Source organism: Paraferrimonas sedimenticola, assembly GCF_002282855.1.
Lineage (GTDB): Bacteria > Pseudomonadota > Gammaproteobacteria > Enterobacterales > Shewanellaceae > Paraferrimonas > Paraferrimonas sedimenticola.
This window is the reverse complement of sequence record NZ_NRIR01000006.1, coordinates 48,265-72,264: the sequence shown is the minus strand read 5'-3', so window position 1 is coordinate 72,264 and position 24,000 is coordinate 48,265. Positions and strand designations below refer to the sequence as shown.

Sequence of the window (24,000 nt, the reverse complement as noted above, 5' to 3'; positions counted from 1 at the left end):
GCTGCTAAAAGAGGGGTTTGCTAAGCGATTGACGACAGCTCCTATAGCCACCTGTTAACAAATCTGAATGCCTGCGCCTGCGTCAGCTAACACTTGTTCTATTCAAATTGATCCCGGTTGCAATTTTGCTATCGCAACCGTCCCTTGTTGCGAGTTTGTGGTTTACTTAACTAAAAGGAAACAGGGGAGATGAGATATGCGATTTGACGGTCAGACCGCGATTGTGACAGGAGCTGCGCGCGGACTGGGTCGGGCTTATGCGTTGGCGTTAGCCGAGCGCGGAGCCAAAGTAGCTTTAATTGACAATGGTTGCGATGCTGATGGTCAGGGTGAAAGCGATGAAGCCCTGCAAGAGGTCGCAAGTTTAATTCATCACCTAGGTGGCGAAGCCATGACTTTTGTGGTGGATGTGGCTGACGAAATGGATATCGATGGCACGGTCAAATTTGTGGTTGAGCAATGGGGGCGGCTAGATATTGTCGTTTGCTCAGCAGGCTATCAGATGCATAAATCGCTTATCGATACTAGTCACTCCGAATGGCAGCGCATGTTCTCGGTCGAAGTCGACAGCGTATTTCACTTAGCCAAGCGCGCCTGGCCTTTGTTTCAGGCACAAGGTGGCGGTCGTATTATAGTGGCTACCTCGGCCACTGGCTTTTACGGTGAAGCTGGGCACGTGCCTCACTCATCGGCCAAAATGGCCTTGTACGGCATGGTTAACTCGCTGGCTCGCGAAGGCGAAGCCGACAACATTCGAGTCAATAGCCTGTGTCCTGTGGCCAATACGCGTCTGACTCAAGAGCACTACAAGCCCGAGCTCAAGCAAATAGCGCAACCGCAGCGTGTGACTCCTGGCTTGGTGTTGTTAGCCAGTGACTCAGCACCCAATGGTAAGCACTTGCTCGTCGCCGGTGGTCAATTTTCTTTAGCTCAGGTCTACGAGAGCAAAGGAGTGCTGCTAGACGAAGAAGAGGCCAATCCAGAGACCCTTTTGCGCAACTGGCCATCCTTGGAGCAGTCGGCGCCGTTAAAGCCTTATCGCTCGGTAACGGATTATTTGGTGCAGCTCACGCAACGCTTGAAAAAGGCCAGCAAGCCGCTGTTGTTTGGTTAATCGGCGAGCGAGTGTTTCTAGGAAAACTGTTGATTTTGCGGTAAATTAGCTCAATCTTAGCCATTGCTAATGAGGTAGCATTATATGTCCGCTGTGCTCGAACAATTGGTCGAACTGCACAATCTAGAAACCATTGAGCAAGGGCTGTATCGCGGCCAAAGCCAAGATTTGGGCTTTGGCCACGTGTTTGGCGGCCAAGTCATTGGTCAGGCGCTCGCTGCTGCTAAGCGCACCGTTGAAGCCTCTCGAGGCATCACCTCACTGCACACCTATTTTTTACTTCCGGGCGATGTCAGTCTTCCTATCGTTTACGACGTGGAAGTGATTCGCGACGGTGGCAGCTTTTCTACTCGTCGGGTTAAGGCCATTCAAAAAGGTCGTCCGATCTTCTACATGACTTGTTCGTTTCAAGAGCCGGAAGAGGGCTTTGAGCACCAAACGCAAATGCCCGAGGTTAACGGACCAGAAGGCTTGCTAAACAGTCAGCAATTGGCGCAAGCCATGGTCGGTAAAGTGCCGGCGCGCTCGTTGGCCATGTGGCTAGCCGAAGGCCCAATCGAAATGCGCCCGCTGAATCCGGTAAACCCGGTTAAGCCAGAGAAATTACCGGCGGTGAATCGCGTCTGGTTCCGTGCCAATGGCACTTTGCCTGACGATCCTCGCCTACACAAATACCTACTGGCCTACGTATCGGACTTTAATTTCTTAACCACCACTTTGCTGCCTCATGGGGTTGGCTTCATGACCCCTGGGGTGCGCATGGCCACCATAGACCACAGTATGTGGTATCACCGCGACGTTAACCTAAACGATTGGATTTTGTTTGAATCTGAGAGTACCTCAGCCAGCGGTGGTCGTGGTTTGGTCCACGGTAAGTTCTACGACCCACAAGGCAAGTTGTTGGTATCCGCCAGCCAAGAAGGGCTAATTCGATTTAATCCACCTGAAAGTCAGGGATAGGGAGTCAAAGGGATGAAATTCAAACACTATTTATCACTCTTGGTTTTGTTGTTTGTCAGCGCTTGCGTCACGGTTGAACCGGCTAAGCCAATTGTGGTCTCTGGGGCGGCTGGCTTCTTGGACGAGCGTCCGTTGCCACGGGATTCGGTGATTACCATAGCCATTATCGACTTTGACACTCCAGGTGCCATTTTGGCACAAAAGAGTTTCAACGTAGCAGTACAACCGGTGCCGTTTAAGTTCTCACTGCAGCCTGACACGCTAGATGCCAATGCCAACTATGGCGTGGTGGCGCACATCGAGTCGCAAGGTCGAATCATCTATCAGACCTATGACAGGGTTAGTGTGATTACCAACGACCAATACACTGCCGAAGTGGTAATGAAACCGGCTCGCTAAGCGAGCCGGCTGGCTTTTAGGCCTTGTCTTTGTTCTTGTCTTTTTTCTTCCACCGGCGTGTGTTGTAGATATAGCCGGGAAGCAGCTTAAACATGGTGGACACCAGCCACCAACGTTTGGTGACGTGAAACTTCTGTTTGCCTTTCTTAAGACCTGCCAAAATTTGCTTGGCCACCACAGGTAAGGGCGAAAGCCAAAAAGTACGTCCCTGCTGGGCAAACTTATCAAATTGGCCTAATTGCACATCGCTGACTGTAATTCCAAGCTTGAGTCGCTGGGCGTGCATCCGCAGGCCTTCCAAATAGTTACTGGCAAAGGCCTTTGAGGCGTGAAATGCCATGGCAGGGCCGCCGCGTACCCCAGATACCGAATTAATCGCCGCCAATTGACCGTAACTTTGTTCGCGCAAACGCTCGAAGGCGAGGTGGCAAGCCTTGGCAAACCCAACCACGTTGACATCAATTACGTCCTGGTCAATCTGCCATGGCAGTGAAGGGTGGTAGGCATTAAGACCGGTATTCACTAACACTAAATGAGCGCCGCCGAGCTGCTGCCAAAGGCTATCGATGGCCGCGGCGATATCGTCGATGTCATTGATATTTACCGCTTGCAACAAAGTGTCGTCTGGCAACTGTTGGGTTAAATCACCGAGGCTGTCGAGATCTGGACTAATTAATCCCAGTCGGACGCCCTCGTTGGCCAGCTGACGAGCGAGCTCTTGGCTTAAGGCAGAACTTGCGCCAAAGATAATGGCGGTGGTTTTTGCGGTCATAGCGTTAAAAATTCATAAGTTTCAATCAATTCAGTTTACCTGATATTCACTCGATGCCTAGCGGCGGTTTTTAGCTGCCTTTGAAAATGAGGCACTGCGCAGATTTTTCATGGTTTGGCTGTCTAGACATCTAAATGGCCTGGTGTATCATGAATGCTATTGCCAGAGATAACCGATAACGCCCATGCCAGTAAGAATTCCGGACAATTTACCTGCCGCAGATACCCTGACCGAAGAAAATATCTTTGTGATGTCAGAGACGCGCGCTGCCAATCAGGACATTCGTCCCATGCAGGTGCTGATCCTTAACTTGATGCCGAATAAGATCGAAACCGAGACTCAGTTGCTGCGCATGCTCAGTAATACGCCGCTGCAGGTGAACGTGGATCTGATGCGCATTCACGACAAGGAGTCAAAGCACACCCCGGCGGATCATATGAACGCCTTTTATCGGGACTTCGATGACATTCGCAATCGCAACTATGACGGGCTAATTATCACCGGTGCGCCTCTGGGTCAGCTGGATTTCACCGATGTAAGCTATTGGGACAAAATTCGCGACATTATGGATTGGTCGCAACAGCACTGTACTTCAGTGTTATTCCTTTGCTGGGCCGCTCACGCTGGTTTTTACCATCTGTACGGTTTGAAACGCAAGCTGCTTGAGACCAAGCGTTCAGGCGTCTACCTACACGCTCGTAGTCGTGAGCACGACCCGCTGCTGCGCGGCTTTGACGATGAATTCTACGCGCCGCACTCCCGCTATGCAGAAATGTCGGTTGAAGAGTTAGAAGCCCATCCGGACTTGCGCATCTTAGCGGCCTCAGAAGAAGTGGGGGCCTACTTGGTGATCTCCGAAGACAACCGCAATCTGTTTGTAATGGGCCACCCTGAGTACCAAAAGGATACGTTGGCCTTTGAGTACCACAGAGACATATCTGCTGGCCTAAATCCGAGTTTGCCGGTGAACTACTTTAAACAAGACGACCCAGCACTGGAGCCCATTGGTCGCTGGCACGGACACGCCAACTTGCTGATCAGCAATTGGCTCAACTATTACGTCTATCAGTTGACCCCTTACAATCTCAAAACCGAAGAGATTCAAGGGATCACCCCCTGGGAAACCAACCCCTAATTTTTACTCCTTACAGAGCCGCGGTATCGCGGCTTTTTTGTGCCCGCTGTACGCATTTGTTTACTGTTTAAAACCTGCTCACTTTGAAAATTTTGTGACATTGGTCGGACTTTTTGGTAAAAGCTTGCTTTACGTTAGCGTAAACGTCATTGTGTGACTCAGGCTACACTAATACTAATGACTGAAGGGACTTTTGATTATGAGCAATGTGGTAATTGTGGCGGCACGACGCACTCCTATGGGTGGTTTTCAGGGGAGTTTATCTAGCGTTCCTGCCAGCGATTTAGCCGCGCAATCGATTCGCGCATGTATTGAAGACACTGGCCTTGCCCCAGAGCAAGTATCAGAAGTGCTAATGGGCTGTGTACTGCCCGCTGGCCAAGGCCAAGCGCCAGCTCGCCAAGCCACCATCAAGGCTGGCTTAGACTTGAGCGTTGGCGCTACCACAGTCAACAAAGTGTGTGGCTCAGGCATGAAAACCGTGATGATGGCCAACGACCTTATCAAAGCCGGAAGCGCTGATGTGGTTCTGGCTGGCGGTATGGAGAGCATGAGCTTAGCGCCGTACCTATTGGACAAAGCCCGCGGCGGCATGCGTATGGGCCACGGTAAGGTGATGGACCACATGTTCTTAGATGGTCTGGAAGATGCCTACACCGGTGGTGCGATGGGCACTTTCGCGCAAAAGACGGCCGATGATTTTGGCCTGACCCGCGAGCAAATGGACGAGTACGCACTGACCTCGCTACAGCGTGCAAATGATGCGATTAACTCAGGTGCCTTTGAAGCGGAAATCACCCCGGTAACGGTTAAGACTCGCAAAGGCGAGCATGTTATCAGCGTGGACGAGCAACCGGGCAATGCCCGCCCAGAGAAAATTCCTCAACTGCGTCCGGCTTTTGCCAAAGACGGCACCATCACAGCCGCTAACTCAAGCTCAATTTCCGATGGCGCGGCATCGCTGATTCTAATGAGCGAAGAGCAAGCTAAGGCGATGAACCTAGACGTTCTGGCCACCATTAAGGGGCATGCGACTCACGCGCAAAAGCCAGAAGAGTTCACCATTGCGCCAGTAGGCGCGGTTACCAAGCTGATGGAAAAAGTGGGTTGGAGCGCGGACGATGTCGACCTGTTTGAAATCAACGAAGCTTTTGCCATGGTGACCATGCTAGCCATCTCTGAGCTAGGTCTGCACCCAGAAAAAGTCAACGTTAACGGCGGTGCTTGCGCGCTAGGCCACCCAATTGGCTGTAGCGGTGCTCGCTTGTTGGTAACTCTGATCCACGCCTTGCGTCGTCAGGGTAAGTCCAAAGGTGTGGCATCTCTGTGTATCGGTGGCGGTGAAGCGACTGCGATGGCTATCGAGGTTTAACACTCGAAGTTCAAATCATTAAAACAACAATAAAACTAACGAAAATACATTGGCAGCCCCAAGCCAACCGAACTTAGGAAGTAAGGCAATGAAACAAGTTCTACACTACATCGACGGCGAGTTTGTCGAAGGCAACTCAGAGCGTCAAATCACGGTCACCAACCCGGCCAACAACGAAGCAATTGCACGCGTTAACTGTGCCTCTGATGCGGAAGTTCACGCGGCAATTGCCAGCGCCAAAGCGGCGTTTGATAGCTGGAAAGAGACCCCAGTCTCTGAGCGCGCTCGCGTGATGTTGCGCTATCAAGCGCTTCTAAAAGAGCACCATGACGAAATCGCAGAGATTCTGGCCCAAGAAACCGGTAAAACCTTTGAAGATGCCAAGGGTGACGTGTGGCGCGGCATCGAAGTGGCCGAGCACGCTTGTAACATTGCCAGCCTTTCCATGGGTGAAACCGTTGAGAACGTTGCCCGTAAAATCGATACCTACAGCTACACCCAGCCATTGGGCGTGTGCGCTGGTATCACTCCGTTTAACTTCCCAGCGATGATCCCACTGTGGATGTTCCCGTTGGCGATTGCTTGCGGGAACACCTTTGTACTTAAGCCCTCTGAGCAAGACCCAATGACACCGCAGCGCTTGGTTGAGCTGTTTGAAGAAGCAGGCGCGCCAAAAGGTGTTTTGCAACTGGTTCACGGCGACAAGAGCGCGGTGGATATTTTGTTGACGCACGAAGACATCAAAGCCATCTCGTTTGTAGGCTCTGTGGGTGTTGGCCAATACGTTTACAAAACCGGTACTGACCACCTAAAACGCGTGCAAGCCTTTGCCGGTGCCAAAAACCACAGCGTGATTATGCCGGATGCTAACAAGCAGCAAGTGATCAACAACCTAGTTGGCGCTTCTGTGGGTGCTGCGGGACAGCGTTGTATGGCGATTTCAGTGGCGGTATTTGTTGGTTCTTCTAAAGAGTGGATTGACGAAGTGGCTGCTGAGATTGGCAAAGTGAAACCAGGTCTTTGGAACGACCCAGAAGCCGGTTACGGCCCTCTGATCTCACCGCAAGCCAAGGTGCGAGTGTTGGACTTGATTGCTCAAGGTAAACAACAAGGTGCTGAGTGTCTGGTTGACGGCTCGGATTTCACCGTTGAAGGCTATGAAACAGGTAACTGGGTGGGTCCTACCGTATTCCGTAACGTGACCCCAGAGATGAGCATCTACCAAGAAGAAATTTTCGGCCCAGTGCTTTGCTGCGTTGAGGTAGAGACACTAGAAGAAGCGTTAGAACTGGTGAACAACAGCCCTTATGGTAACGGTACTTCTATCTTTACCGCATCTGGCGCCGCTGCGCGCAAGTACCAACACGAAGTGGAAGTCGGCCAAGTGGGCATCAATATTCCAATCCCTGTGCCACTGCCGTTCTTTAGCTTTACTGGTTGGAAAGGCAGCTTCTACGGCGACCAACACGCCTACGGTAAGCAAGCGGTGCGCTTTTACACGGAAACTAAGACAATCACCGCTCGTTGGTTCGACTCGGACATTGCTACCGGTCCAAACATGACCATTGCTTTGAAATAAGCGGAGGTCCCAATGAACTTTGATTTAACCGAAGACCAACTCGCATTTAGCGAGGCGGCGCGCCAGTTTGCCGATAGCGAGCTGGCCCCGAATGCGGCTAAGTGGGACGAAGAGCATATCTTTCCCAAGGCCGTGATTCAGCAAGCAGGAGAGCTGGGCTTTTGTGGCCTGTATGCCAAAGAAGAAGCCGGTGGCATGGGTCTGCCGCGCTTAGATTCCAGCATTATCTTTGAGCAGCTTTCCACCGGTTGTACCGCGACCACGGCCATGCTGACCATTCACAATATGGCGGCCTGGATGCTGACCGACTTTGGTCAGGATGGCTTGGTCAAAGATTGGGGCGAGGCGCTAACTAGCGGTGCCAAATTAGCCTCTTACTGCTTAACCGAGCCTGGTGCGGGCTCAGATGCGGCCAGTCTTGCCACCAAAGCGGTACGTGATGGTGATGACTATCTGGTTAGCGGTACCAAGGTATTTATCTCAGGCGCTGGTGAAACCGACATGCTGATTGTCATGTGTCGCACCGGTGGCGAAGGTGCCTCGGGTATTTCGGCACTGGCAATCCCTGCGGATAGCGACGGTATTTCCTACGGCAAGCCGGAAGTAAAAATGGGCTGGAACGCTCAGCCCACTCGTCAAATCAACTTTGACCAGGTACGAGTGCCGGTGGCCAATCGTTTAGGCGAAGAAGGCGAGGGCTTTAAGATTGCCATGAAGGGCTTGGACGGCGGTCGTATTAATATCGCTTCTTGCTCGCTAGGTACTGCCCAAGCGGCCCTTGAGCGCGCCACCGAGTATATGCAAGAGCGCCAGCAATTTGGCAAGCCGTTGGCGGCTTTTCAAGCCTTGCAGTTTAAGCTGGCGGACATGGCCACCGAGCTAATTGCCGCTCGCCAAATGGTGCGTTTAGCGGCCTTTAAACTGGATAATAACGACCCAGAGAAAACCGCTTATTGTGCCATGGCCAAACGCTTTGCCACCGATATTGGCTTTAAGGTGTGCGATGCAGCGCTGCAGCTACATGGCGGCTATGGCTACATTCGTGAGTACCCGTTAGAGCGCCACTTGCGTGACGTTCGCGTGCACCAAATTCTTGAAGGGACCAATGAGATCATGCGCTTGATCGTGGCCCGTCGATTGCTGGCGGACAACGCCGGTCAGATTTTGTAGAGGGAACTATGGTCGAATTTGAACTTCTCTCCGGCCCCAATGGTAAGCAACTGGGTGTCGCTACCCTAAACGCGCCCAAGTCACTCAATGCTCTGAGCTTTGAGATGGTCAAGCAGCTGAGCGAGCAACTACTGGCTTGGCAAAACGACGAGCGGGTTGCCGCAGTGTTGCTTAAAGGCAGTGGCGAAAAGGCGTTTTGCGCCGGTGGCGATGTGGTGTCGTTGTTTAATGCGGCTAAGGCCGATGCCGAGCGGGTTAGCGACTGGGCTCGAGACTTTTTCACCTACGAGTATCAAGTGGATTATTTAATTCACACCTACGCCAAGCCAGTCGTGGTTTGGGGTAGTGGAATCGTGATGGGCGGTGGCCTGGGTTTGATGGCTGGAGCCAGCCACCGAGTGGTTACTGAGACCTCGCGTATCGCCATGCCGGAAGTCACCATTGGTCTGTACCCAGATGTGGGTGCGAGCTACTTCCTCAATCGCATGCCGGGCAAAGTGGGTTTATTCCTCGGAATGACAGGCCATGGTCTGAATGCCGAAGACGCCCGCTACGTGGGCCTGGCGGATTACTCTTTGGCTAACGCCCAACTAGACAAGCTAATTGACCTTTTGAGCACTCAAGCATGGGATAACAACGCCGAACTGAACCATCGCCGAGTGAAAGCTTGTATGACAGAGCTTAGTGCCGAACGTGATGTGGACATGCCAGCCGGCGTATTGGCTGACAATCAAGCGCAAATTGATGAGCTGATGCAAGGCGAGCTAACTGAGATTATCAAACGCTTTGAGAGTCTAGAATATGCGCCTAAGTGGTTGGCTCGCGCGGCGCAAACCATGGCATCCGGTAGCCCAATTTCATTAGCACTGATTAATTACCAACACGCGGCAGGGCAAAGCAAAAGCTTGGCTACTTGTTTTCGCGAAGAGCTGGCCATGTCAGTGCAATCCCTGGCCTACGGCGATTTTGTCGAAGGGGTGCGCGCACTGCTTATCGATAAAGACCGTCAGCCCAAGTTTCAGTATGAGCGCCTAGAGCAGGTGCCGGAGGCTTTGGTGAAACGTATTACTCAGTCGCCATGGGAGGCACAAGACCACCCATTAGCGAACCTAGAACAGCAAGGAGCTTAGTATGCAACGTATTGCTTTTATCGGCCTTGGCAACATGGGTGGGCCAATGGCGGCCAACCTTCTAAAAGCAGGCAAACAAGTCAAAGTCTTCGATTTGGTTCAAGCGGCGATTGACCCGTTAGTGGCGGCTGGAGCGACTCAAGCGGCTAGCGCCCTTGATGCGGTTGCTGACGTGGATTGTGTAGTGAGCATGCTACCAGCGGGCAAGCATGTTCGCGGCTTGTTCATGGGAGAAGAGGGCATAATCGCCAAGGTTAACTCAGGTACTTTGCTGATTGATTGCTCCACCATTGACGCTGACAGTGCTCGCGCAGTGGCGGCTGAGGCTCAGAGCAAAGGCATCGATTTTGTTGATGCGCCAGTGTCTGGCGGTACTGCTGGTGCCCAGGCCGGCACTCTGACCTTTATCTGTGGGGGCTCAGAGACCGCGGTTGAGCGTGCTCGTGATGTTTTAGATATCATGGGTGCCAACGTGTTCCGCGCTGGTGACAGTGGTGCCGGACAGGTCGCAAAAATCTGCAACAACCAATTGTTGGCGGTATTGATGGTGGGTACTAGCGAAGCATTGCAGCTGGGTATCGACAATGGTCTTGACCCTAAAGTGCTGTCAGACATCATGAAAGTGTCTAGCGGCGGTAACTGGACTCTGGAAAAATACAATCCTTGTCCCGGGGTAATGGAGCAAACTCCAGCCAGTCACGGCTATCAGGGTGGCTTCATGACCGACTTGATGGTAAAAGACTTGGGGTTGGCTTCAGAAGCGGCGCTTAGCAGTCAGTCTAGCGCGCCAATGGGAGCATTAGCTCGAAGCCTTTATCAGGCTCACGCTCGCGCCGGCAATGGCAAAGCGGACTTTTCGAGCATCTTTAATTATTTCAGCCGTAAGGACTAATTATGCAAGTGAAAGACCAGGTAGTGGTTATCACAGGTGGCGCGCGAGGCTTGGGCTTTGCCATGGCGACTAACTTTGCCAACGCTGGCGCTAAACTGGCGATCATCGACGCAGACGAGCAGAACCTCAACAAAGCCGTAGGCGACTTGGGCGCTGCGGGTGCCGAAGTACAGGGCTACTGTGTCGACATTACCGACGAAGAGCTTATCACTGATACCTTCAACTACATTCTCGAAGACTTTGGCAAAGTTAACGTGCTGATCAATAACGCAGGCATTCTGCGTGACGGCATGTTGCTTAAAGCCAAAGACGGCGAAATTCGCGAGAAAATGTCGCTGGCCCAATTCAACGCTGTAATTGGGGTTAACCTTGCGGGTAGTTTTTTGTGTGGCCGCGAAGGTGCTGCGGCCATGATCCGCTCTGGCCAACAAGGCGTGATCATCAACATGTCGTCTGTAGCACGGGCCGGCAACATGGGTCAAAGCAACTACTCGGCGTCAAAAGCCGGTGTGGCGGCCATGACAGTCACTTGGGCGCGCGAATTGGCGCGTCACAACATTCGTTGTGCGGCGATCGCACCTGGTGTTATCGAGACCGAAATGACTGCGGGCATGAAACCTGAAATGCTAGAGCGTCTTGAGAAAATGGTCCCTGTGGGCCGTTTAGGCCAAGCCGATGAGATTGCATCGACCGCTCGCTACATTGTCGAGAATGACTATGTAAACGGTCGCGTGATTGAAGTTGATGGTGGCGTTTCGTTTTAAGGCGTTGGCCTAAACATGGCTACTAAGCTGGTTTGAGCGCGCCGATAGGTGTGAAAACGCCCTCTCAGTTCAGTCGGTAATGAATCCGGATTCACCCCTGTGAATCCGGATTTTCGGTATAAGGGCGTCAGCGAAGCATCACAAAACAGGTAGCAATCGCTTGAGTACTGGGTCAAAGCTTGGTTTAACAAGTGTGCGGCGAGTCCTTTGCGGCGCATTGCCGAGTCGACCACTAAGCCACTTAGTAACCAGTCTGAGCCAATCGGCAGCAAGCGCATCACGGCTACTCGCTGGTTATTTAGCAATAGTTGCCACACCAAATCGTGGGACTTCACTCTGGCGCTTTTGTAATGCGCCTGATAAAAGCGCTGAATCAGCGGAAAGTGACTGCTAGGCACAGCTTCTACCCGCCAATTTGTTGGTTCAGGTTGGCGGTTGTGATCTGGCTGGTATTCTTTAACACTCACTGGGGTATACTGGCACTCTACTGATTTTGGGAGAATCTTAGTGCTTACCAAGTTGCTTGTCACCGTTGTGGTTTTGATTTTCAGCATGATGCTGTTAAAGCGCTCTAAAGCCAAAACCGAGCAAGTTGAACCCAGCGCTGACGTTACTGCAATGTCGCGCAAAGCCTTGTTTCGCTTTTACGCTGTGTTTTGCTTGGGCGCGCTGCTCATAGGCAGTGCGGCGTTTATGGGTTGGCGCTACATCGACAATCAGCAATTAATGCGTGTCACCATTACCAATCCCAACACAGGTGCTTCGGTAGAATACTTGGCCCACAAAGGCGATATTGAGTCTAAGGTCCTAGTCACGGTTGACGGCCAGACCATTCGAATTTCACCGCTAGAAAGTGTCATTATTCAGTTAGCCGAGACCAAATAAGCCGTTAACTTGGTAAAAGCTAAGATTTTCTTCTGCAATTGAGAGTGCTTGCTGTACACTAGCGCCCATTCGAAAGCCATTCAGAATGGGGGAAGCGCTGTGATCACCGCATACCTATACCAAAATCAATCCCTACAGAGCATCGAACTCACGGTGAGCGATGCCATTCCTGACGGTACGCTGTGGTTGGACGTGTATCAACCCGAAGAAGACGAGCGTCAGTGGCTTTCCAGTTATTTTGTCGAAGAAGTCCCCGAAGAAGACGACTTCAACGAGATTGAGGCCTCGGCGCGTTTTTACACCGACAAAGACGGCCTGCACATCAATAGCTTGTTTCCGCAGCGCTTAGGCACTGATCTTAAAGCGGTTAACGTTTCGTTTAACTTGCGTCCAAACTTGCTGATCACCATTCGCGAAGAAGACGTGGGCCTGATTCGCCTGTTGCGCAACTACTTGCGCTTAGGCCGCTTAGATGCCGAAACTCCTGCAGATCTTTTCCTTGAGCTGTTTAACCTAAAGGTTGAGTACCTGTCGGATTTAATTGAAGACGTTTATACCGTGCTGGAGAACGTCGGCGATCAGGCGCTCAACGCGCAAGAGTTGGACGACATCTTTAAGCTAATTACCATGCAGGAAGATGCCAACGGTAAAATTCGCTTGAGTTTGCTCGATACGCAACGTTCACTGCGTTACATGAACCGCTATTATCGCAAGCAGCTGCACGACGACAACGTTAAAGATCTCAAAGAAATGCTGGCGGACGTCGATTCCTTGATGCCCCACAGCCAGTTCATCTTCGACAAGTTAAACTTCTTGCTCGACGCCGCAGTGGGTTTAAGCGGTCTGCAGCAAAACAAGATCATTAAAATCTTCTCGGTTGCCGCTGTGGTGTTCCTGCCACCGACTGTGATTGCCAGTAGCTACGGGATGAACTTTGCCAATATGCCAGAGCTGGATTGGCAGTTTGGTTACCCCATGGCATTGGGCATGATGCTTGCCAGTGCGGTCGGTACCTATCTGTTTTTCCGAAGAAAAGGCTGGCTGTAACGGGGCAAAAATCCCGGCTCTGAACTAGGCTTGATAAAAAGTCATTGTTTGGAGCTAGCCTTGAGTGACACCTCTCCTGAAATCGATTGGCAGGCGTTAGCCGAGCTTGCCAAGCGAGACCCTATCGCTTTTGAGCGGCATCGTAGCGCTTTGCTGAACGACATGCTGGCGCGAGTGAGCCATGAGCGAAGAGGGCGCTTGGAAGCCTACCAATCTCACTTGGATCGCTTAAGAGAACGGGCCAAAAACCCCTTGCACGCTTGCGTGCTATTTGAAGCGGAAATGCGTACTCAGCTTGAAAAGCTTCAGCGAACTTGTCGAGGAGAGATAACGCCCGCGTCGGTGGTGTCCTTGCGGGCGAGAGATTAAGCTTGTGATTCGTCCAAAGTAGGGATGTGGATTTCGAATTTTGCACCTTCAAGCTCGGACGTCTCAATGTGCAACACCCCTTGATATGAGGCCACGATTTCACTACACACGGCCAGTCCAATGCCTTGCCCTGGAGAGTTGGTGTCGGCGCGAACTCCGCGCTGTAAAATCTTATCGCGCATCTCAGGAGCTACCCCTTCGCCGTCGTCTTCTACCGTGATCACTAACTTGTCTTGGTGCTGAGTGGCAGTCACCAGCACTTGCGAGATACACAAGCGAAAAGCGTTTTCCATCAAGTTGCCCAACAGCTCCATTAAGTCGCCTTTGTTGCCAGGGAAGCAAACATCGGCAGCGACCCGCTGCTGGTAGCTCACTTGCTTATCCTGATATACCTTGTCGAGCATATTGCTCATTTGGGTTAGGATTGGCGCCATTTCAGTTTGCTCTTGAGCCAAACCTTGGCGGCCGAGCATGGCGCGCTTGAGTTGATATTTTACCAGCAGGTCCATTTGACCCACTTGGTCCATCACCTTATCCATCAGCTGGTGGCGCTGCAGCGTGTTGTCGTCCATTAGCGCATGAACCGCCGCCAAACGAGTTTTCAAGCTGTGGGCCAAGTCATTCATGGCGTTTTGGTATCTGTCTTGCTGGGCACCGGATTGCTTAATCAGTTGGTTAACCGCACTGGTGACACCATCGAGCTCCACAGGATACTGACCAGACAACTGTTGTGTTTTACCGTCGGAGATTCGTTGCAGCTCACTTTGCATCTTCACTAGGGGACGCATCCCCCAGTAGCCCGCTGAAATCATCAACACCGTAGCGAGCGCTAGTACCACGGCTAGTTTGATGAAAGTGTTGCGGGCAAAGCGGTCGTAGTCTTGCTCGATACTTTGCGAGTCTTTCATCACCAAAAGATTGTATGGGTTGCCACCTAGCTCTACTTCAAGCAGGTAGATGAAGTAATTTTTCTGATCCGCGAGCGTCAGATAGTAGGGAGGAGCGTCATTACGGATTAAGTTAAAGCGCTCACAAGTATCGAACAGTCCTAAGTCTACAGCGGCAACCGAGGTCCAAACCTGGTCGTAGTTCACTGAGCAGGAGGCCATTAAATATTGCTTCTGAGTGGTGTTTTCTTCCAGCCAAGTGGAGTCCGCCGGTATCAAGTCGTGCTCGCGCAACTCAGCAGCCACATTTGGGATTTGAGCGATGAGCTTGGCGGTTTCTTTGTTGTAGCTGTTTTGAACGTGTTGTTCGTTCACCATTAGGGCGAGACCGAAGCCCACCATGGCGATAATGCCAATCGAAGTCAAAAACACCCGCGTGAGCAGGCGTTTTTTGGGTCGAAGAAATCGCATTAGTTGCATGACCGGCTAAATTTGTAGCCTTGACCGCGAATGGTGGCAATCGAGTTGTCCAAACCACCGGCGTTCAGCTTTTTACGCAGACGCGAGACCATCACCTCAATGGTGTTAGGATCGCCATCTTTATCGCCATACAAAACGTCTAGTAGACGCTGCTTTGACACCACTTCTTGGTGGTGGCGCATCAAGTATTCGAGAATTTGGTACTCAAACGCGGTGATTTCCATTGGCTCGTTGGCCAGAGTTACTTGCTTAGCGGCTAAATCTAGCTCCAAGTGCTCGCAGGTAATCACGGTTTTGACAAAACCGGCGCTACGACGCACAAGCGCGTTTAAGCGAGCCACGAGCTCTTCTTTCTGGAAAGGCTTAACCAAGTAATCGTCAGCACCTGCGTTGAGGCCTTCTACCTTGTCCTGCCAGTTAACACGGGCGGTTAAGATAAGCACAGGCGCGCGCACGTCAGCCTCACGCATTTGCGCGATTAGGCTGATGCCGTCTTGATCCGGTAGACCCAAATCCACTACAGCTACCTCAATTGGGTAGTTAGTGGCTTGGTACAAACCTTCTTTGGCGTTTGGTGCCACTTGCACCACATTGCCCATCTCTTCGAGTTGAACTTTGAGGTGGTGAGAGAGGATTGGATCGTCCTCTACTACAAGAATTCTCATGATAAATTAGCCCCTTAAGTGGTCTGGCTAGTGTAGCCCGAATACGAGGCTATGCCAATTAAGACGCTAGTGTAATGTATAACGACTTAACCCTAGCTGAACTTGGTTGTTAAGTTTAGCGATAACTAATAACTGAGACGGCAATGGACGCAAAAAAGGCGCCATAAGGCGCCTTCTTCGATTGAGTCGAGACTCGCTTAGAAGCGGTAGTCTACACCCAAGTAAAGCTGTGAAGTGCTGTTTACTTTGAAGCTTTGCTCTTCAACTTTGAACTTGGTGTCTTGCTTCAGGTAGCGGTAGCCAACTTCAGTACGAACACCGTTGTCGAACTGGTAAGAGAAACCAGTTTGAGCACCGTATACAGGAGTCGCTTCGTTGCCTAGGCCTGCATCTTTGAAGATACCAGCGCCAACGCTTGCACCGATGAACCAGTCAACTTTACCAGCGTCGTCTAGCTTAACTAGGTAGTCGTAAGACGCGATGATGTTGTGGTTGCGAGACTCGCCTTTGTCTTTAGAACCGTGAACGCCTTCAGAGCGAGTGTAGGTACCAGTGAAACGGTGAGTATCGTTCAAGATGGCACCAGCGCGCAGGCCGATGTTAGAGTTTGAAGAAGTCTCTTTAGCAGCGCCTTTGGTTTCAGTCCACTGGTTACCAACGGTGGCACCGATGAACAAATCAGCAGCCATGGCAGGTGCGGTCAAAGCGGTAGCGGCTACAGCAGCGATAATTGATTGTTTAACGTTCATTATTCTCTCCGAGGAAAATGTTCTGCCAAGTCGTGTTGGCTTCGTTTTGATGACGGCGGAGAGTGTATACAGAGGTGGCTGAATTGAACCTGAACAAGGAATTATTTTTCCAAATTCAGCTAAAGAGAGAAAAAAATCCAATAAAAAGGGCGCCTTACGGCGCCCAAAGGGGAAGCTAGCTTAGAAGCGATAGTCTAGACCCAAGTACAGTTGCTGAGTGTTGTTCAAAGAAAACTCTGCGTACTCGATAGAGGTTGGTGCAACTTCTGGCAGGTTGCCTTTCTTGTAGTCTTGCTTCAGGTAACGGTAGCCCAAGTCAGCGCTTAGCTTGTCGGTCAGGCGGTAGTTCAAACCAACCTGTGCGCCGTATACAAAGTCGTTGCTAGAACCGCTTTGGTCCATCTTGGTGTAGGCGCTACCAATGGTGGCACCCACATATACGTTTAGACGCTTGTCAGCAGTCACTGGAATTAGGTAGTCGTATGAGGCCAACAGGTTTTGCTGGTCAAACTTAGTACCTTCTAGCGAAGAAATTTTGCCAGAGTTCCAGCTGTAGCTAACAGTGGCACGGTGCTGTGAAGCATCGCCAAAATAAGCACCGGCACGCAGCTCGTAAAACGGGTCGCGCTCACGCTTAGTGCCAGAGTATGGCATTAGGTTCATTGGCTCTGGCTCAATGCTGTTTAGAGTGTTAGCGCGAATTTCGTTTTGCTGAGCACCGATGTTACCACCGATAAAGTATTCAGCTGCAAAAGAAGGTGCGGCGGCCGCCATTAGGGTGGTGCCAGCGATGACAGAAGTGATACGAGTTAGTTTCATGTTGCTCTCCATTAAAAACTCTGTGTTTTGTTGTTGGGAGCAGTGTAGGCTGGTCCAGCTGAACCGAGGCTGAACCAATATATCGATAAGTTATTGAAATTAAATAGGAAATTTTATTCCTAGGCAGTTTAATTCCGAGTGCGGCGGTTATAGATTTGTTGAGTCAACACCAGCGCTAGCAGGTTAAAGCCAACGACCGCAGCCATGATTATCGCCAGTCTAGTGTAATCACTATCAAAAGCGATTCGCATGCTAATTAACTGCCAGCTGGTTTGCAGCCAAACCATAATCGCAGCGATTAAACCCAGTTGGATTACTCGGTCGCTCCACTGAGCCTTAACGAAATAAAGTAGCGGAGCGACGGCAGAAACAATGACCACGGCGAGGTTGCCGTAGCGAAGAAAGTGCGCAGCCAGTAATACGTAGGCCAATACGATGATGAGATAACGCCACCACATACATGGAGTTCCTAAATCATTAGAAGATGCTGATAGCTTAAATGAGAATCAACACGAAAGGTTTGGAGTGCCTCTCGTTTTCGTTAAAAACGATAGGCAAGGGTGGCTACAGGCCCAAAAAAGCGGTAGTTAAATTGAGGACGGCTTTGTTCAAAGTTCATTTTCGACTCGAATTCCAAATAGCTGTAGCCCACGTAAGCTTTGAAATTCTTCCAGAACGACAAATTTACCCCAGCGTTGAGATCGAAAAAGCGGCCATCGAGGTTTTGGGTATCAATGCTGTAAAGCTTTGCGGTGGCGCTTAAATCGAAGTTTCTCAATAGCCGGTATTGGCCATAAAGGCCGAGATTGACCATAGGGTGCTTGGATTTTTCACTAACAGTATCACCAAGGGTTGGGCAGGGTTGCCCTGGGCACAGTGGCTGCATGCCCGCCAAGCTAAATTGCACTTTCATCTGGTGCAAGCCAAGGCTTACGCCAAACATGGACTCATTTTCGTGCCACAGCGGAATGCCGTAACTTAAACTGGCGATCTCTAGGGTTAACTCGCTAGCGATAAAAGCACCGTTGTTGGCTCGGTAGTCTGTGTCATTTTGTCGCCAAGTAAATGGCCCGCCATTGAACTCTCCGGCTTCTTTGCGCGTTAGGTACTGGTAATCAGCAATCAGACGGTGGTCGTTATTAAAATCCAGCTGCAGTGCAATTAACGGTACTGCCTCTCTGACTGGTAGGTCGAACTGGTTCTCGAGATTGAGATCACGAGAGGAGCCTGCAGCCTGGTTGTTGAGTTGAAACGACGAGTTAGATTTTGAGTAAAAGCCGCCGGCGCGCACCGTCACCTGCGCCGCTTCCACTGCAAAAGTGCAAAGCAGAGCAACAGATACTAACAGAGTGTTCAAGGCTTTTACTGACATACGAATGTTGAGCGCAATTGTTATAAGGCTTATAGCGGATAGTTTAGCTTTATTCGGCAAATTGCTACAATCGGGGATTGAATTGAGTTTGTCTTTTAGTGATTTGGAATGGCTATACACGCAAAAAAAGTAGAGTTTCGAGGGCGCGCTGCGCACTTAATAGACTTGGCGCATTCCATCACTCATTATTCGCAAAAGTACTTTTGCCAGTGCAGCAAACCCGCCCGTTACCTGTTGCTGACGAAGGGACGCCGCACTGGATACTGTAAAACCTGTTGGCAACGCGAGGAACTAGAGTCTTTTGAATAAGACGATTAATGGATAATTCCTAGAATTGGCGAAAATGTGAACGTTTGTTCAGCTTGGGTTCAAGGCTTTTTGGTTAATATTTAACCCGAAACAGAGAGTATTGAAAACCGGGCAAGTTGAGCCCTTGAGGAGTTAAACATGGCAGCTATCATTTCGTTATTCGCAGTCGTTTTCACCTACAACGTAGTTAAGACTGACCGCAAGTCGCGCTTTAATCCTTAATTGGAAAAGCCGAAAAAACACAGAAAACCCAGGCCTTGTGCCTGGGTTTTTCGATCTTTACCCTACCAATTTGATATTGGTTAAATTCACCCTGTGCGCCGGTCGCAATTTTTCGCCAGTTTGGTTAAAAAAGTAAACTAACACCACAAAAGGACATACGGTATGGCGAAGACATTGGTTATCACGGGAAGCACCAGCGGTCTAGGTTTAGCAACTGCACACTCAGCAGTGGCAAAGGGCGCTAACTTGGTGGTGTCTAGCGAGTCAGAAACCGCTCTACAAGAGACCTTGGCTGAGTTTTCGAGTCATGCAAACGTGGTAGGTATGGTATGTGATGTTACCGATGCGAGCCAAATCCAAGCCTTAATTCAAACCGCTCATCAGACATTCGGCAAAATCGATTGTTGGATTAACAATGCCGGAACCACCACACCTTCTGGCCCAACCACTGAGGTTCCGCTGGCGATGGCCAATCTGTTGGTGTCGGTGAATATACAAGGGTGTTTACAAGGTAGCAGTTTGGCATGCCGCTACTTTCGCAAACAAGGCTACGGTCGCCTGATCAACATTACCGGCCGAGGTGAAAAAGGGCCGCAAGTCGACGCGAATTGCTATAGCGCATCCAAAGCGTGGGCGCGTAATTTCACACTGGCGCTTCGCAAAGAAGAGGCGGGCAATGGCATTGAGGTAGGGACCTTTAACCCAGGACTCATTCTGACCGCCTTGACTCAGCACCCGCGCGTGCTCAAAGGTAAGCACGAAAAATTCATCAAGGGCTTAAAGACGGTGCTCCCTATCATAGGAAATCCCGCGTCGGTCTCCGGCGAAGCATTGGCGGGATTTGCCCTTCAGGAAAAGCCGCTCAAAGCGGAAAATCGCGCGGGTAGTTTTGTTTGGACAGCGCTGGGGCGCTTGATTAGCGGTCGACGCGCCGACGTCAACGTGGAAACTATTAGTCCCAAGCTGATTGAGCCCGAGTTGGATTAATCAGACGGACACAAAAAAGCCGCAATCAATCGATTGCGGCCTTTTTGCTATTTGGTCGGAACGAGAGGATTTGAACCTCCGACCCCCGACACCCCATGACTAGGGGTTATTGTCCTAAGTCGTATTTTTGATTTTTTTATAGTCTCAACCCTCTGTTTTTAATGCATAATGGCGAATTTCTTTGTCTAACTTCGTTCGTTGATGTTTTTTAAAGTCCACGATGTTAGCCCATAGATTAGCCCATGAGCTTACAGGGGAGCGTGCATGGCCTTATGCAAAAGAGATATTGAGCAAATTAAAGCTAACCCATCGGGAAAGGAGCGAGCACACAAACATACTAAAGGGCTCTATTTAAGAGAGACTAAGGCTGGCGTCCTCAGTTGGTTATGTAGGTACTCTTTCGAAGGCAAACAGTACAAACTGACATTGAACAAACTATCAGAGATGAGCATTCGTCAAGCAGAAGACAGGCATCAAGACATCTTGGACATGCTCGCTGAGGGACTAGATCCGAAAAGTGAACAAGAAGGAGAGAACCCTCGAACTGTAAAGGAGCTTTGTGACTCTTGGTATTCTTTAGACGCGCAACTCAACAGAAAGCGTCCAGAAATAGCGAAGGAGTCGATTGACCTGTTAATTGTCCCTGTAATAGGTCACATCAAGCTCAACATACTGAAGAAGCGACACGTCAACATGATGACTGACGCTTGTATTAAACGTGGGGCAGGTGGTCAGGCTAAAAAAGCGCTTGGCTTGTTTCGTCAAATTTGTCTTTGGGCATTTCAGCGCAGCATTCTTAGCTTTAATCCTACAGCAGATATCAATAAGTCTCGCCTTGGTGGTAAAAGTAGCCCTCGAGAAAGAACACTTAAAGACGAAGAAATATCAGTGGTTTGGAACACCATCGGTAACTTAGGTCTTAGCAAGCAAGTAGAGATCGGTGTAAAGATCTTGATAGCAACGGGTCAAAGGCGTGGAGAGATAACTCGCTGTGAATGGTCCGAGGTGAGATTTGACTCTGCAGAATGGTACATTCCCAAAGAGAAGTCGAAAAATGGTAAGGAGCATCTCGTGCCACTCTCTCCATTAGTTATTGAGTTATTTAAAGAACTGAAGAGATTCAGCAATGGGTCAGCCTTTGTTATGCCTGGGGCAAGCCATAGAAGAAGTCAAGCTGATGGGCATATGACTGAAAAGGCTATTACTCGAGCGATCGCACGAAAACAGTGTGAATTTTTGTTAGATGGCAAGGCGATTGAAAAGTGGGTAGCTCATGACTTACGACGGACAGCCATGAGCCGTATGGCGGGGATCGGTGTTGGTCTGCATATTATCGAACTAATAGCTAATCATCGTTTACCTGATATGTTAAGAGTCTACGTTACAGGAGTTCAGGAAGACGAGTTGTTCGAGATGCAACGGAGAGCGCTCAACCAATGGGCTGAGCACCTTAAGTCAATTTGCGGCATCTCGTCTCCTCGGCTGATAGCCGAGTGATTTTAAGCAGCTTGACTTGTGGCTAGTCTTTCAGCCCACTCATCAACCACGTATTTGGGCCAGCGAACGTTTCGAACTGAGATTTTTATAGGTTTTGGAAATTTTTTGTCTCTCATGAGTTTGTAAATAGTAGAACGGCTTAATTTCGTCAATCGACAAACGTCTTGGATTGTAAGTAGCTGTTCGATAGTAACCATGCTAGATACCTCTGTTTAAGTTCTTTTTGCGAAGTCATAGTTGGTCTACATACTTGACCTATGGTCTCTGCTTTTAAGGCTAAAAATGTCAACTCATTCTCGACAGAGACTCGTTCAAAGTAAGTAGTATTCAAGAAGAAATATTAGCTCTAAGGTGGTTCACGAAAAAGGTTAACAAGGTGATTAAGTCTGCGCGTTGAATGCACAACTCGAAGTTTTTCTTCATCCTCCTGTGGTTTGCACTCAATTCTCATAATCAGGTGATTAAACCTGTGGCAATCGCAAAAATCCCACGAATACATTCAAATAAGTCAATAAGATAGACTGGGAAGAGCAATCCTGGTGCGGTGGCGCAGTGAACTTTCTGAGAACAACTGAGAAGAGCGGTCAATTTGGACCCTGAGCTAATCACCCGTCCGGCTTTGAGCAGTCTATCGAAGCCGGACTAGCGCACTTTTGGAGTAAGCGGATAGGTAGTGCCAAGCTCTTACTTTAAGACGTCGGACTTGAAAACCCGGTTTCAAAACTTTAGTTTATGCGGAATTATCATGCTGGTTATATTGATGGGGAAGCTAAAGTGCTGTCGAAAAGGCCCGTTTTGTATATATGTGCTTTGCTGTTGGTTTACATCAGTCCATTTGCACTATCTCACTCTGGTGGGTTGGATGCAAATGGTTGCCATGGAGGAAGTAAACCATACCACTGTCACCGCTCTCCAGGTGAAATGGTAAAGAGTTTATCAGGACAAAACCGACTAAGATGTAGCGCTGGAAGCCGTTCGCAAGACTGTATAGGTACGTCGTCAAGGTCTTTATCATCGGGAGCTGATACCTTGCTTCAGCCTGAATCTCCACTTCCAAGTATGGAAGGTTTAAGTAGGTCAGATCAAGATTGGGTTAGACGAACATGCCCGAGTCAATTGGGGCCTTCACTAACGATCTCTTGCATGAACAGAGAAGTCGGAGCCTTAAGAGGCGGAGTCTCAAGTATGGATGACTTAAGTAAGTCAAACCAAGATTGGGTTAGACGAACATGCCCGAGTCAATTGGGGCCTTCACTAATGTTCTCTTGCATGAACAGAGAAATAAAAGCCTTAAGAAACGGTGTCTCAGGTCTGGCCGGCCTAAGCAAGTCAAACCAAGATTGGATCAGAAGGTCATGCCCCAGTCAATTAGGGCCTTCGCTAACCATCTCTTGCATGAACAGGGAAATAAGGGCTCTGAGAGGTTACTAGACCTGAGTATATCCATATTTCTAGCGGAAAAATCGTGTTTTGTGAACGCCTCTATTTCATTTTCCTGTAATGCCACTCCAAGGTAGGCTGATAACATATTTGGAATCTATTGGATCCCGATTTTTATCACATTAGTGCGATGGAGCCTGCATTTTACCGCTAGTTTTCGTTATGGAAATTAGCAGTTATCGTAGGAATCCTACAAATATGCTCCAACTATCAATAAGATAAAAATCGATAGGAGGCCGTTGGCCCTTTGTTGCCGTGCGCAGTTGGTCGAACATAATCGAGAGTTCCGTACAACAAGCTGTTTTGTTTAAAGGAAAGTACAATGAAAATTAACCAGTTTTATGCAAATTTGCGTTCTCAGTTAAAAAAGGTCATTACGGGTGTACAAGATGCTGATGGGCTTTTTTGGGACGACACTACTCCTAACTCTAGCATCAAACGAGAGCTAGAGAGTTTGCTGAAAGAAAATCTAGAGTTAGTCGCAAAACATTTTGGTATATACGTAGTAACTAGGCACTGTTCTTGTCCGAATAAGCAACACAATAAATACTTCGACTTCCCGACAAGTAATAACTATGGCTTGGATATCAACTACGGAGACTCACGTTACAAATGGACCATGCAGCAATTTTTTCAGGGTGAGCGATATTGCGCCTGCGCATGCAGTAAAATAAATAAACCAACTAACCATTGGGTTATTGATGACTTTGTCTATGATAAGCAACTAGAACGTGATTTCGACGCTGATAAGCTAATAAATATCCTTACCGATATTGTTGAGGCTATTGATAGTGCTGGCGAAAGAAGGCCTCGTTCCGCCATTCGGGAATGGCTGCTTAGAGCTGTGCTAAACATAAATGATGAATTGTTGCCTATCGCTATGGATGATTTTGTTACTAGGTATATAACAAATTGAACATAACAATCTGGTAGGGACCAAATAAACTAGGTATTTCTTGTCTTCATATAGGCTGACTCCGGTTCT

General features: G+C 49.6%; 25 protein-coding genes. 16 read left to right on the top strand and 9 right to left on the bottom strand.

The window, feature by feature from the left end:
- Nucleotides 1-196: 196 nt before the first annotated feature.
- From CLC93_RS11395 to CLC93_RS11385, 3 genes are all read left to right on the top strand, one after another.
- Entirely contained in the window at nucleotides 197-1,114 is a 918-nt protein-coding gene (locus tag CLC93_RS11395) for an SDR family NAD(P)-dependent oxidoreductase (RefSeq protein WP_095506105.1), read from the top strand.
- An 84-nt stretch (nucleotides 1,115-1,198) separates the two neighbouring features.
- Nucleotides 1,199-2,074, top strand: a complete 876-nt coding sequence (tesB, locus tag CLC93_RS11390) for an acyl-CoA thioesterase II (RefSeq protein WP_095506104.1) — start codon at nucleotides 1,199-1,201, stop codon at nucleotides 2,072-2,074.
- Nucleotides 2,075-2,086: 12 nt separating this feature from the next.
- A complete protein-coding gene (locus CLC93_RS11385; RefSeq protein ID WP_095506103.1) occupies nucleotides 2,087-2,473 on the top strand; it encodes a YbaY family lipoprotein in 387 nt (128 codons plus the stop codon).
- A gap of 16 nt (nucleotides 2,474-2,489) precedes the next feature.
- Here the strand turns inward: CLC93_RS11385 and CLC93_RS11380 are convergent, their stop codons facing one another.
- On the bottom strand, nucleotides 2,490-3,245 hold the full coding sequence (locus tag CLC93_RS11380; RefSeq protein ID WP_095506102.1) for an SDR family NAD(P)-dependent oxidoreductase: 756 nt from the start codon (nucleotides 3,243-3,245) through the stop codon (nucleotides 2,490-2,492).
- A gap of 184 nt (nucleotides 3,246-3,429) precedes the next feature.
- On the opposite strand from CLC93_RS11380, the gene metA reads away from it, so the two are divergent.
- The 7 genes from metA (at nucleotide 3,430) to CLC93_RS11345 (ending at nucleotide 11,287) form a co-directional block, all read left to right on the top strand.
- Nucleotides 3,430-4,380, top strand: a complete 951-nt coding sequence (gene metA, locus CLC93_RS11375) for a homoserine O-acetyltransferase MetA (protein WP_095506101.1) — start codon at nucleotides 3,430-3,432, stop codon at nucleotides 4,378-4,380.
- A 199-nt stretch (nucleotides 4,381-4,579) separates the two neighbouring features.
- Nucleotides 4,580-5,752 (top strand): thiolase family protein, encoded by a 1,173-nt coding sequence (locus CLC93_RS11370; protein ID WP_095506100.1) that lies wholly within the window; start codon nucleotides 4,580-4,582, stop codon nucleotides 5,750-5,752.
- Between the two features lie 88 nt (nucleotides 5,753-5,840).
- Complete coding sequence (locus tag CLC93_RS11365; protein WP_095506099.1) at nucleotides 5,841-7,331, top strand: CoA-acylating methylmalonate-semialdehyde dehydrogenase; 1,491 nt, start codon at nucleotides 5,841-5,843, stop codon at nucleotides 7,329-7,331.
- A gap of 12 nt (nucleotides 7,332-7,343) precedes the next feature.
- The gene (locus tag CLC93_RS11360) at nucleotides 7,344-8,501 is read left to right on the top strand and encodes an acyl-CoA dehydrogenase family protein (protein ID WP_095506098.1); all 1,158 of its coding nucleotides are present in this window, start codon (nucleotides 7,344-7,346) and stop codon (nucleotides 8,499-8,501) included.
- 8 nt (nucleotides 8,502-8,509) lie between these two features.
- Complete coding sequence (locus CLC93_RS11355) at nucleotides 8,510-9,631, top strand: enoyl-CoA hydratase/isomerase family protein (protein ID WP_095506097.1); 1,122 nt, start codon at nucleotides 8,510-8,512, stop codon at nucleotides 9,629-9,631.
- 1 nt (nucleotide 9,632) lies between these two features.
- On the top strand, nucleotides 9,633-10,523 hold the full coding sequence (gene mmsB / locus CLC93_RS11350; protein WP_095506096.1) for a 3-hydroxyisobutyrate dehydrogenase: 891 nt from the start codon (nucleotides 9,633-9,635) through the stop codon (nucleotides 10,521-10,523).
- A 2-nt stretch (nucleotides 10,524-10,525) separates the two neighbouring features.
- Nucleotides 10,526-11,287 carry an SDR family oxidoreductase gene (locus CLC93_RS11345; protein WP_095506095.1) on the top strand — a complete coding sequence of 254 codons (762 nt, stop codon included), beginning with the start codon at nucleotides 10,526-10,528 and terminating at the stop codon, nucleotides 11,285-11,287.
- Here CLC93_RS11345 and CLC93_RS11340 read toward each other — a convergent pair.
- Nucleotides 11,284-11,754 carry a GNAT family N-acetyltransferase gene (locus tag CLC93_RS11340; RefSeq protein ID WP_169902988.1) on the bottom strand — a complete coding sequence of 157 codons (471 nt, stop codon included), beginning with the start codon at nucleotides 11,752-11,754 and terminating at the stop codon, nucleotides 11,284-11,286. The genes CLC93_RS11345 and CLC93_RS11340 overlap by 4 nt on opposite strands.
- A gap of 40 nt (nucleotides 11,755-11,794) precedes the next feature.
- Between CLC93_RS11340 and CLC93_RS11335 the strand changes: the two genes are divergently transcribed.
- From CLC93_RS11335 to CLC93_RS11325, 3 genes are all read left to right on the top strand, one after another.
- Complete coding sequence (locus CLC93_RS11335; protein WP_169902986.1) at nucleotides 11,795-12,172, top strand: hypothetical protein; 378 nt, start codon at nucleotides 11,795-11,797, stop codon at nucleotides 12,170-12,172.
- A 99-nt stretch (nucleotides 12,173-12,271) separates the two neighbouring features.
- Nucleotides 12,272-13,219 carry a magnesium/cobalt transporter CorA gene (corA, locus tag CLC93_RS11330; protein WP_095506309.1) on the top strand — a complete coding sequence of 316 codons (948 nt, stop codon included), beginning with the start codon at nucleotides 12,272-12,274 and terminating at the stop codon, nucleotides 13,217-13,219.
- Between the two features lie 60 nt (nucleotides 13,220-13,279).
- On the top strand, nucleotides 13,280-13,588 hold the full coding sequence (locus CLC93_RS11325) for a DUF3135 domain-containing protein (protein ID WP_169902984.1): 309 nt from the start codon (nucleotides 13,280-13,282) through the stop codon (nucleotides 13,586-13,588).
- Here the strand turns inward: CLC93_RS11325 and CLC93_RS11320 are convergent.
- The 6 genes from CLC93_RS11320 to CLC93_RS11295 all read right to left on the bottom strand — a co-directional run bounded on the left by CLC93_RS11320 (nucleotide 13,585) and on the right by CLC93_RS11295 (nucleotide 18,560).
- Complete coding sequence (locus CLC93_RS11320; protein ID WP_425439851.1) at nucleotides 13,585-14,946, bottom strand: ATP-binding protein; 1,362 nt, start codon at nucleotides 14,944-14,946, stop codon at nucleotides 13,585-13,587. The two genes, CLC93_RS11325 and CLC93_RS11320, sit on opposite strands and share 4 nt — an antisense overlap.
- A complete protein-coding gene (locus CLC93_RS11315; protein WP_095506090.1) occupies nucleotides 14,946-15,620 on the bottom strand; it encodes a response regulator in 675 nt (224 codons plus the stop codon). Before CLC93_RS11315 ends, CLC93_RS11320 begins: the two co-directional genes overlap by 1 nt.
- Nucleotides 15,621-15,817: 197 nt before the next feature.
- Complete coding sequence (locus CLC93_RS11310) at nucleotides 15,818-16,369, bottom strand: outer membrane beta-barrel protein (RefSeq protein ID WP_095506089.1); 552 nt, start codon at nucleotides 16,367-16,369, stop codon at nucleotides 15,818-15,820.
- 180 nt (nucleotides 16,370-16,549) lie between these two features.
- Nucleotides 16,550-17,188, bottom strand: a complete 639-nt coding sequence (locus CLC93_RS11305) for an outer membrane protein (RefSeq protein ID WP_245837151.1) — start codon at nucleotides 17,186-17,188, stop codon at nucleotides 16,550-16,552.
- Nucleotides 17,189-17,316: 128 nt separating this feature from the next.
- On the bottom strand, nucleotides 17,317-17,646 hold the full coding sequence (locus CLC93_RS11300) for a hypothetical protein (RefSeq protein WP_095506088.1): 330 nt from the start codon (nucleotides 17,644-17,646) through the stop codon (nucleotides 17,317-17,319).
- Nucleotides 17,647-17,729: 83 nt separating this feature from the next.
- Nucleotides 17,730-18,560 (bottom strand): hypothetical protein, encoded by an 831-nt coding sequence (locus tag CLC93_RS11295; protein WP_095506087.1) that lies wholly within the window; start codon nucleotides 18,558-18,560, stop codon nucleotides 17,730-17,732.
- A 693-nt stretch (nucleotides 18,561-19,253) separates the two neighbouring features.
- On the opposite strand from CLC93_RS11295, the gene CLC93_RS11290 reads away from it, so the two are divergent.
- Both CLC93_RS11290 and CLC93_RS11285 read left to right on the top strand, forming a co-directional pair.
- Entirely contained in the window at nucleotides 19,254-20,078 is an 825-nt protein-coding gene (locus tag CLC93_RS11290) for an SDR family NAD(P)-dependent oxidoreductase (protein WP_095506086.1), read from the top strand.
- Nucleotides 20,079-20,342: 264 nt separating this feature from the next.
- Complete coding sequence (locus CLC93_RS11285) at nucleotides 20,343-21,575, top strand: tyrosine-type recombinase/integrase (protein WP_095506085.1); 1,233 nt, start codon at nucleotides 20,343-20,345, stop codon at nucleotides 21,573-21,575.
- Nucleotides 21,576-21,577: 2 nt separating this feature from the next.
- Here CLC93_RS11285 and CLC93_RS17975 read toward each other — a convergent pair whose 3' ends face one another.
- Nucleotides 21,578-21,772, bottom strand: a complete 195-nt coding sequence (locus tag CLC93_RS17975) for a helix-turn-helix transcriptional regulator (RefSeq protein ID WP_095506084.1) — start codon at nucleotides 21,770-21,772, stop codon at nucleotides 21,578-21,580.
- A 1,565-nt stretch (nucleotides 21,773-23,337) separates the two neighbouring features.
- On the opposite strand from CLC93_RS17975, the gene CLC93_RS11270 reads away from it, so the two are divergent.
- Nucleotides 23,338-23,931 (top strand): hypothetical protein, encoded by a 594-nt coding sequence (locus CLC93_RS11270; RefSeq protein ID WP_095506082.1) that lies wholly within the window; start codon nucleotides 23,338-23,340, stop codon nucleotides 23,929-23,931.
- Nucleotides 23,932-24,000 lie beyond the last annotated feature (69 nt).

Excerpts from the sequence above, each read along its gene's own strand:
- CLC93_RS11395 (WP_095506105.1), top strand. The coding sequence starts at position 197 with ATGCGATTTGACGGTCAGACCGCGATTGTGACAGGAGCTGCGCGCGGA.
- tesB (WP_095506104.1), top strand. The coding sequence starts at position 1,199 with ATGTCCGCTGTGCTCGAACAATTGGTCGAACTGCACAATCTAGAAACC.
- CLC93_RS11385 (WP_095506103.1), top strand. The coding sequence starts at position 2,087 with ATGAAATTCAAACACTATTTATCACTCTTGGTTTTGTTGTTTGTCAGC.
- CLC93_RS11380 (WP_095506102.1), bottom strand. The coding sequence starts at position 3,245 with ATGACCGCAAAAACCACCGCCATTATCTTTGGCGCAAGTTCTGCCTTA.
- metA (WP_095506101.1), top strand. The coding sequence starts at position 3,430 with ATGCCAGTAAGAATTCCGGACAATTTACCTGCCGCAGATACCCTGACC.
- CLC93_RS11370 (WP_095506100.1), top strand. The coding sequence starts at position 4,580 with ATGAGCAATGTGGTAATTGTGGCGGCACGACGCACTCCTATGGGTGGT.
- CLC93_RS11365 (WP_095506099.1), top strand. The coding sequence starts at position 5,841 with ATGAAACAAGTTCTACACTACATCGACGGCGAGTTTGTCGAAGGCAAC.
- CLC93_RS11360 (WP_095506098.1), top strand. The coding sequence starts at position 7,344 with ATGAACTTTGATTTAACCGAAGACCAACTCGCATTTAGCGAGGCGGCG.
- CLC93_RS11355 (WP_095506097.1), top strand. The coding sequence starts at position 8,510 with ATGGTCGAATTTGAACTTCTCTCCGGCCCCAATGGTAAGCAACTGGGT.
- mmsB (WP_095506096.1), top strand. The coding sequence starts at position 9,633 with ATGCAACGTATTGCTTTTATCGGCCTTGGCAACATGGGTGGGCCAATG.
- CLC93_RS11345 (WP_095506095.1), top strand. The coding sequence starts at position 10,526 with ATGCAAGTGAAAGACCAGGTAGTGGTTATCACAGGTGGCGCGCGAGGC.
- CLC93_RS11320 (WP_425439851.1), bottom strand. The coding sequence starts at position 14,946 with ATGCGATTTCTTCGACCCAAAAAACGCCTGCTCACGCGGGTGTTTTTG.
- CLC93_RS11315 (WP_095506090.1), bottom strand. The coding sequence starts at position 15,620 with ATGAGAATTCTTGTAGTAGAGGACGATCCAATCCTCTCTCACCACCTC.
- CLC93_RS11310 (WP_095506089.1), bottom strand. The coding sequence starts at position 16,369 with ATGAACGTTAAACAATCAATTATCGCTGCTGTAGCCGCTACCGCTTTG.
- CLC93_RS11305 (WP_245837151.1), bottom strand. The coding sequence starts at position 17,188 with ATGAAACTAACTCGTATCACTTCTGTCATCGCTGGCACCACCCTAATG.
- CLC93_RS11300 (WP_095506088.1), bottom strand. The coding sequence starts at position 17,646 with ATGTGGTGGCGTTATCTCATCATCGTATTGGCCTACGTATTACTGGCT.
- CLC93_RS11295 (WP_095506087.1), bottom strand. The coding sequence starts at position 18,560 with ATGTCAGTAAAAGCCTTGAACACTCTGTTAGTATCTGTTGCTCTGCTT.
- CLC93_RS11290 (WP_095506086.1), top strand. The coding sequence starts at position 19,254 with ATGGCGAAGACATTGGTTATCACGGGAAGCACCAGCGGTCTAGGTTTA.
- CLC93_RS11285 (WP_095506085.1), top strand. The coding sequence starts at position 20,343 with ATGGCCTTATGCAAAAGAGATATTGAGCAAATTAAAGCTAACCCATCG.
- CLC93_RS17975 (WP_095506084.1), bottom strand. The coding sequence starts at position 21,772 with ATGGTTACTATCGAACAGCTACTTACAATCCAAGACGTTTGTCGATTG.
- CLC93_RS11270 (WP_095506082.1), top strand. The coding sequence starts at position 23,338 with ATGAAAATTAACCAGTTTTATGCAAATTTGCGTTCTCAGTTAAAAAAG.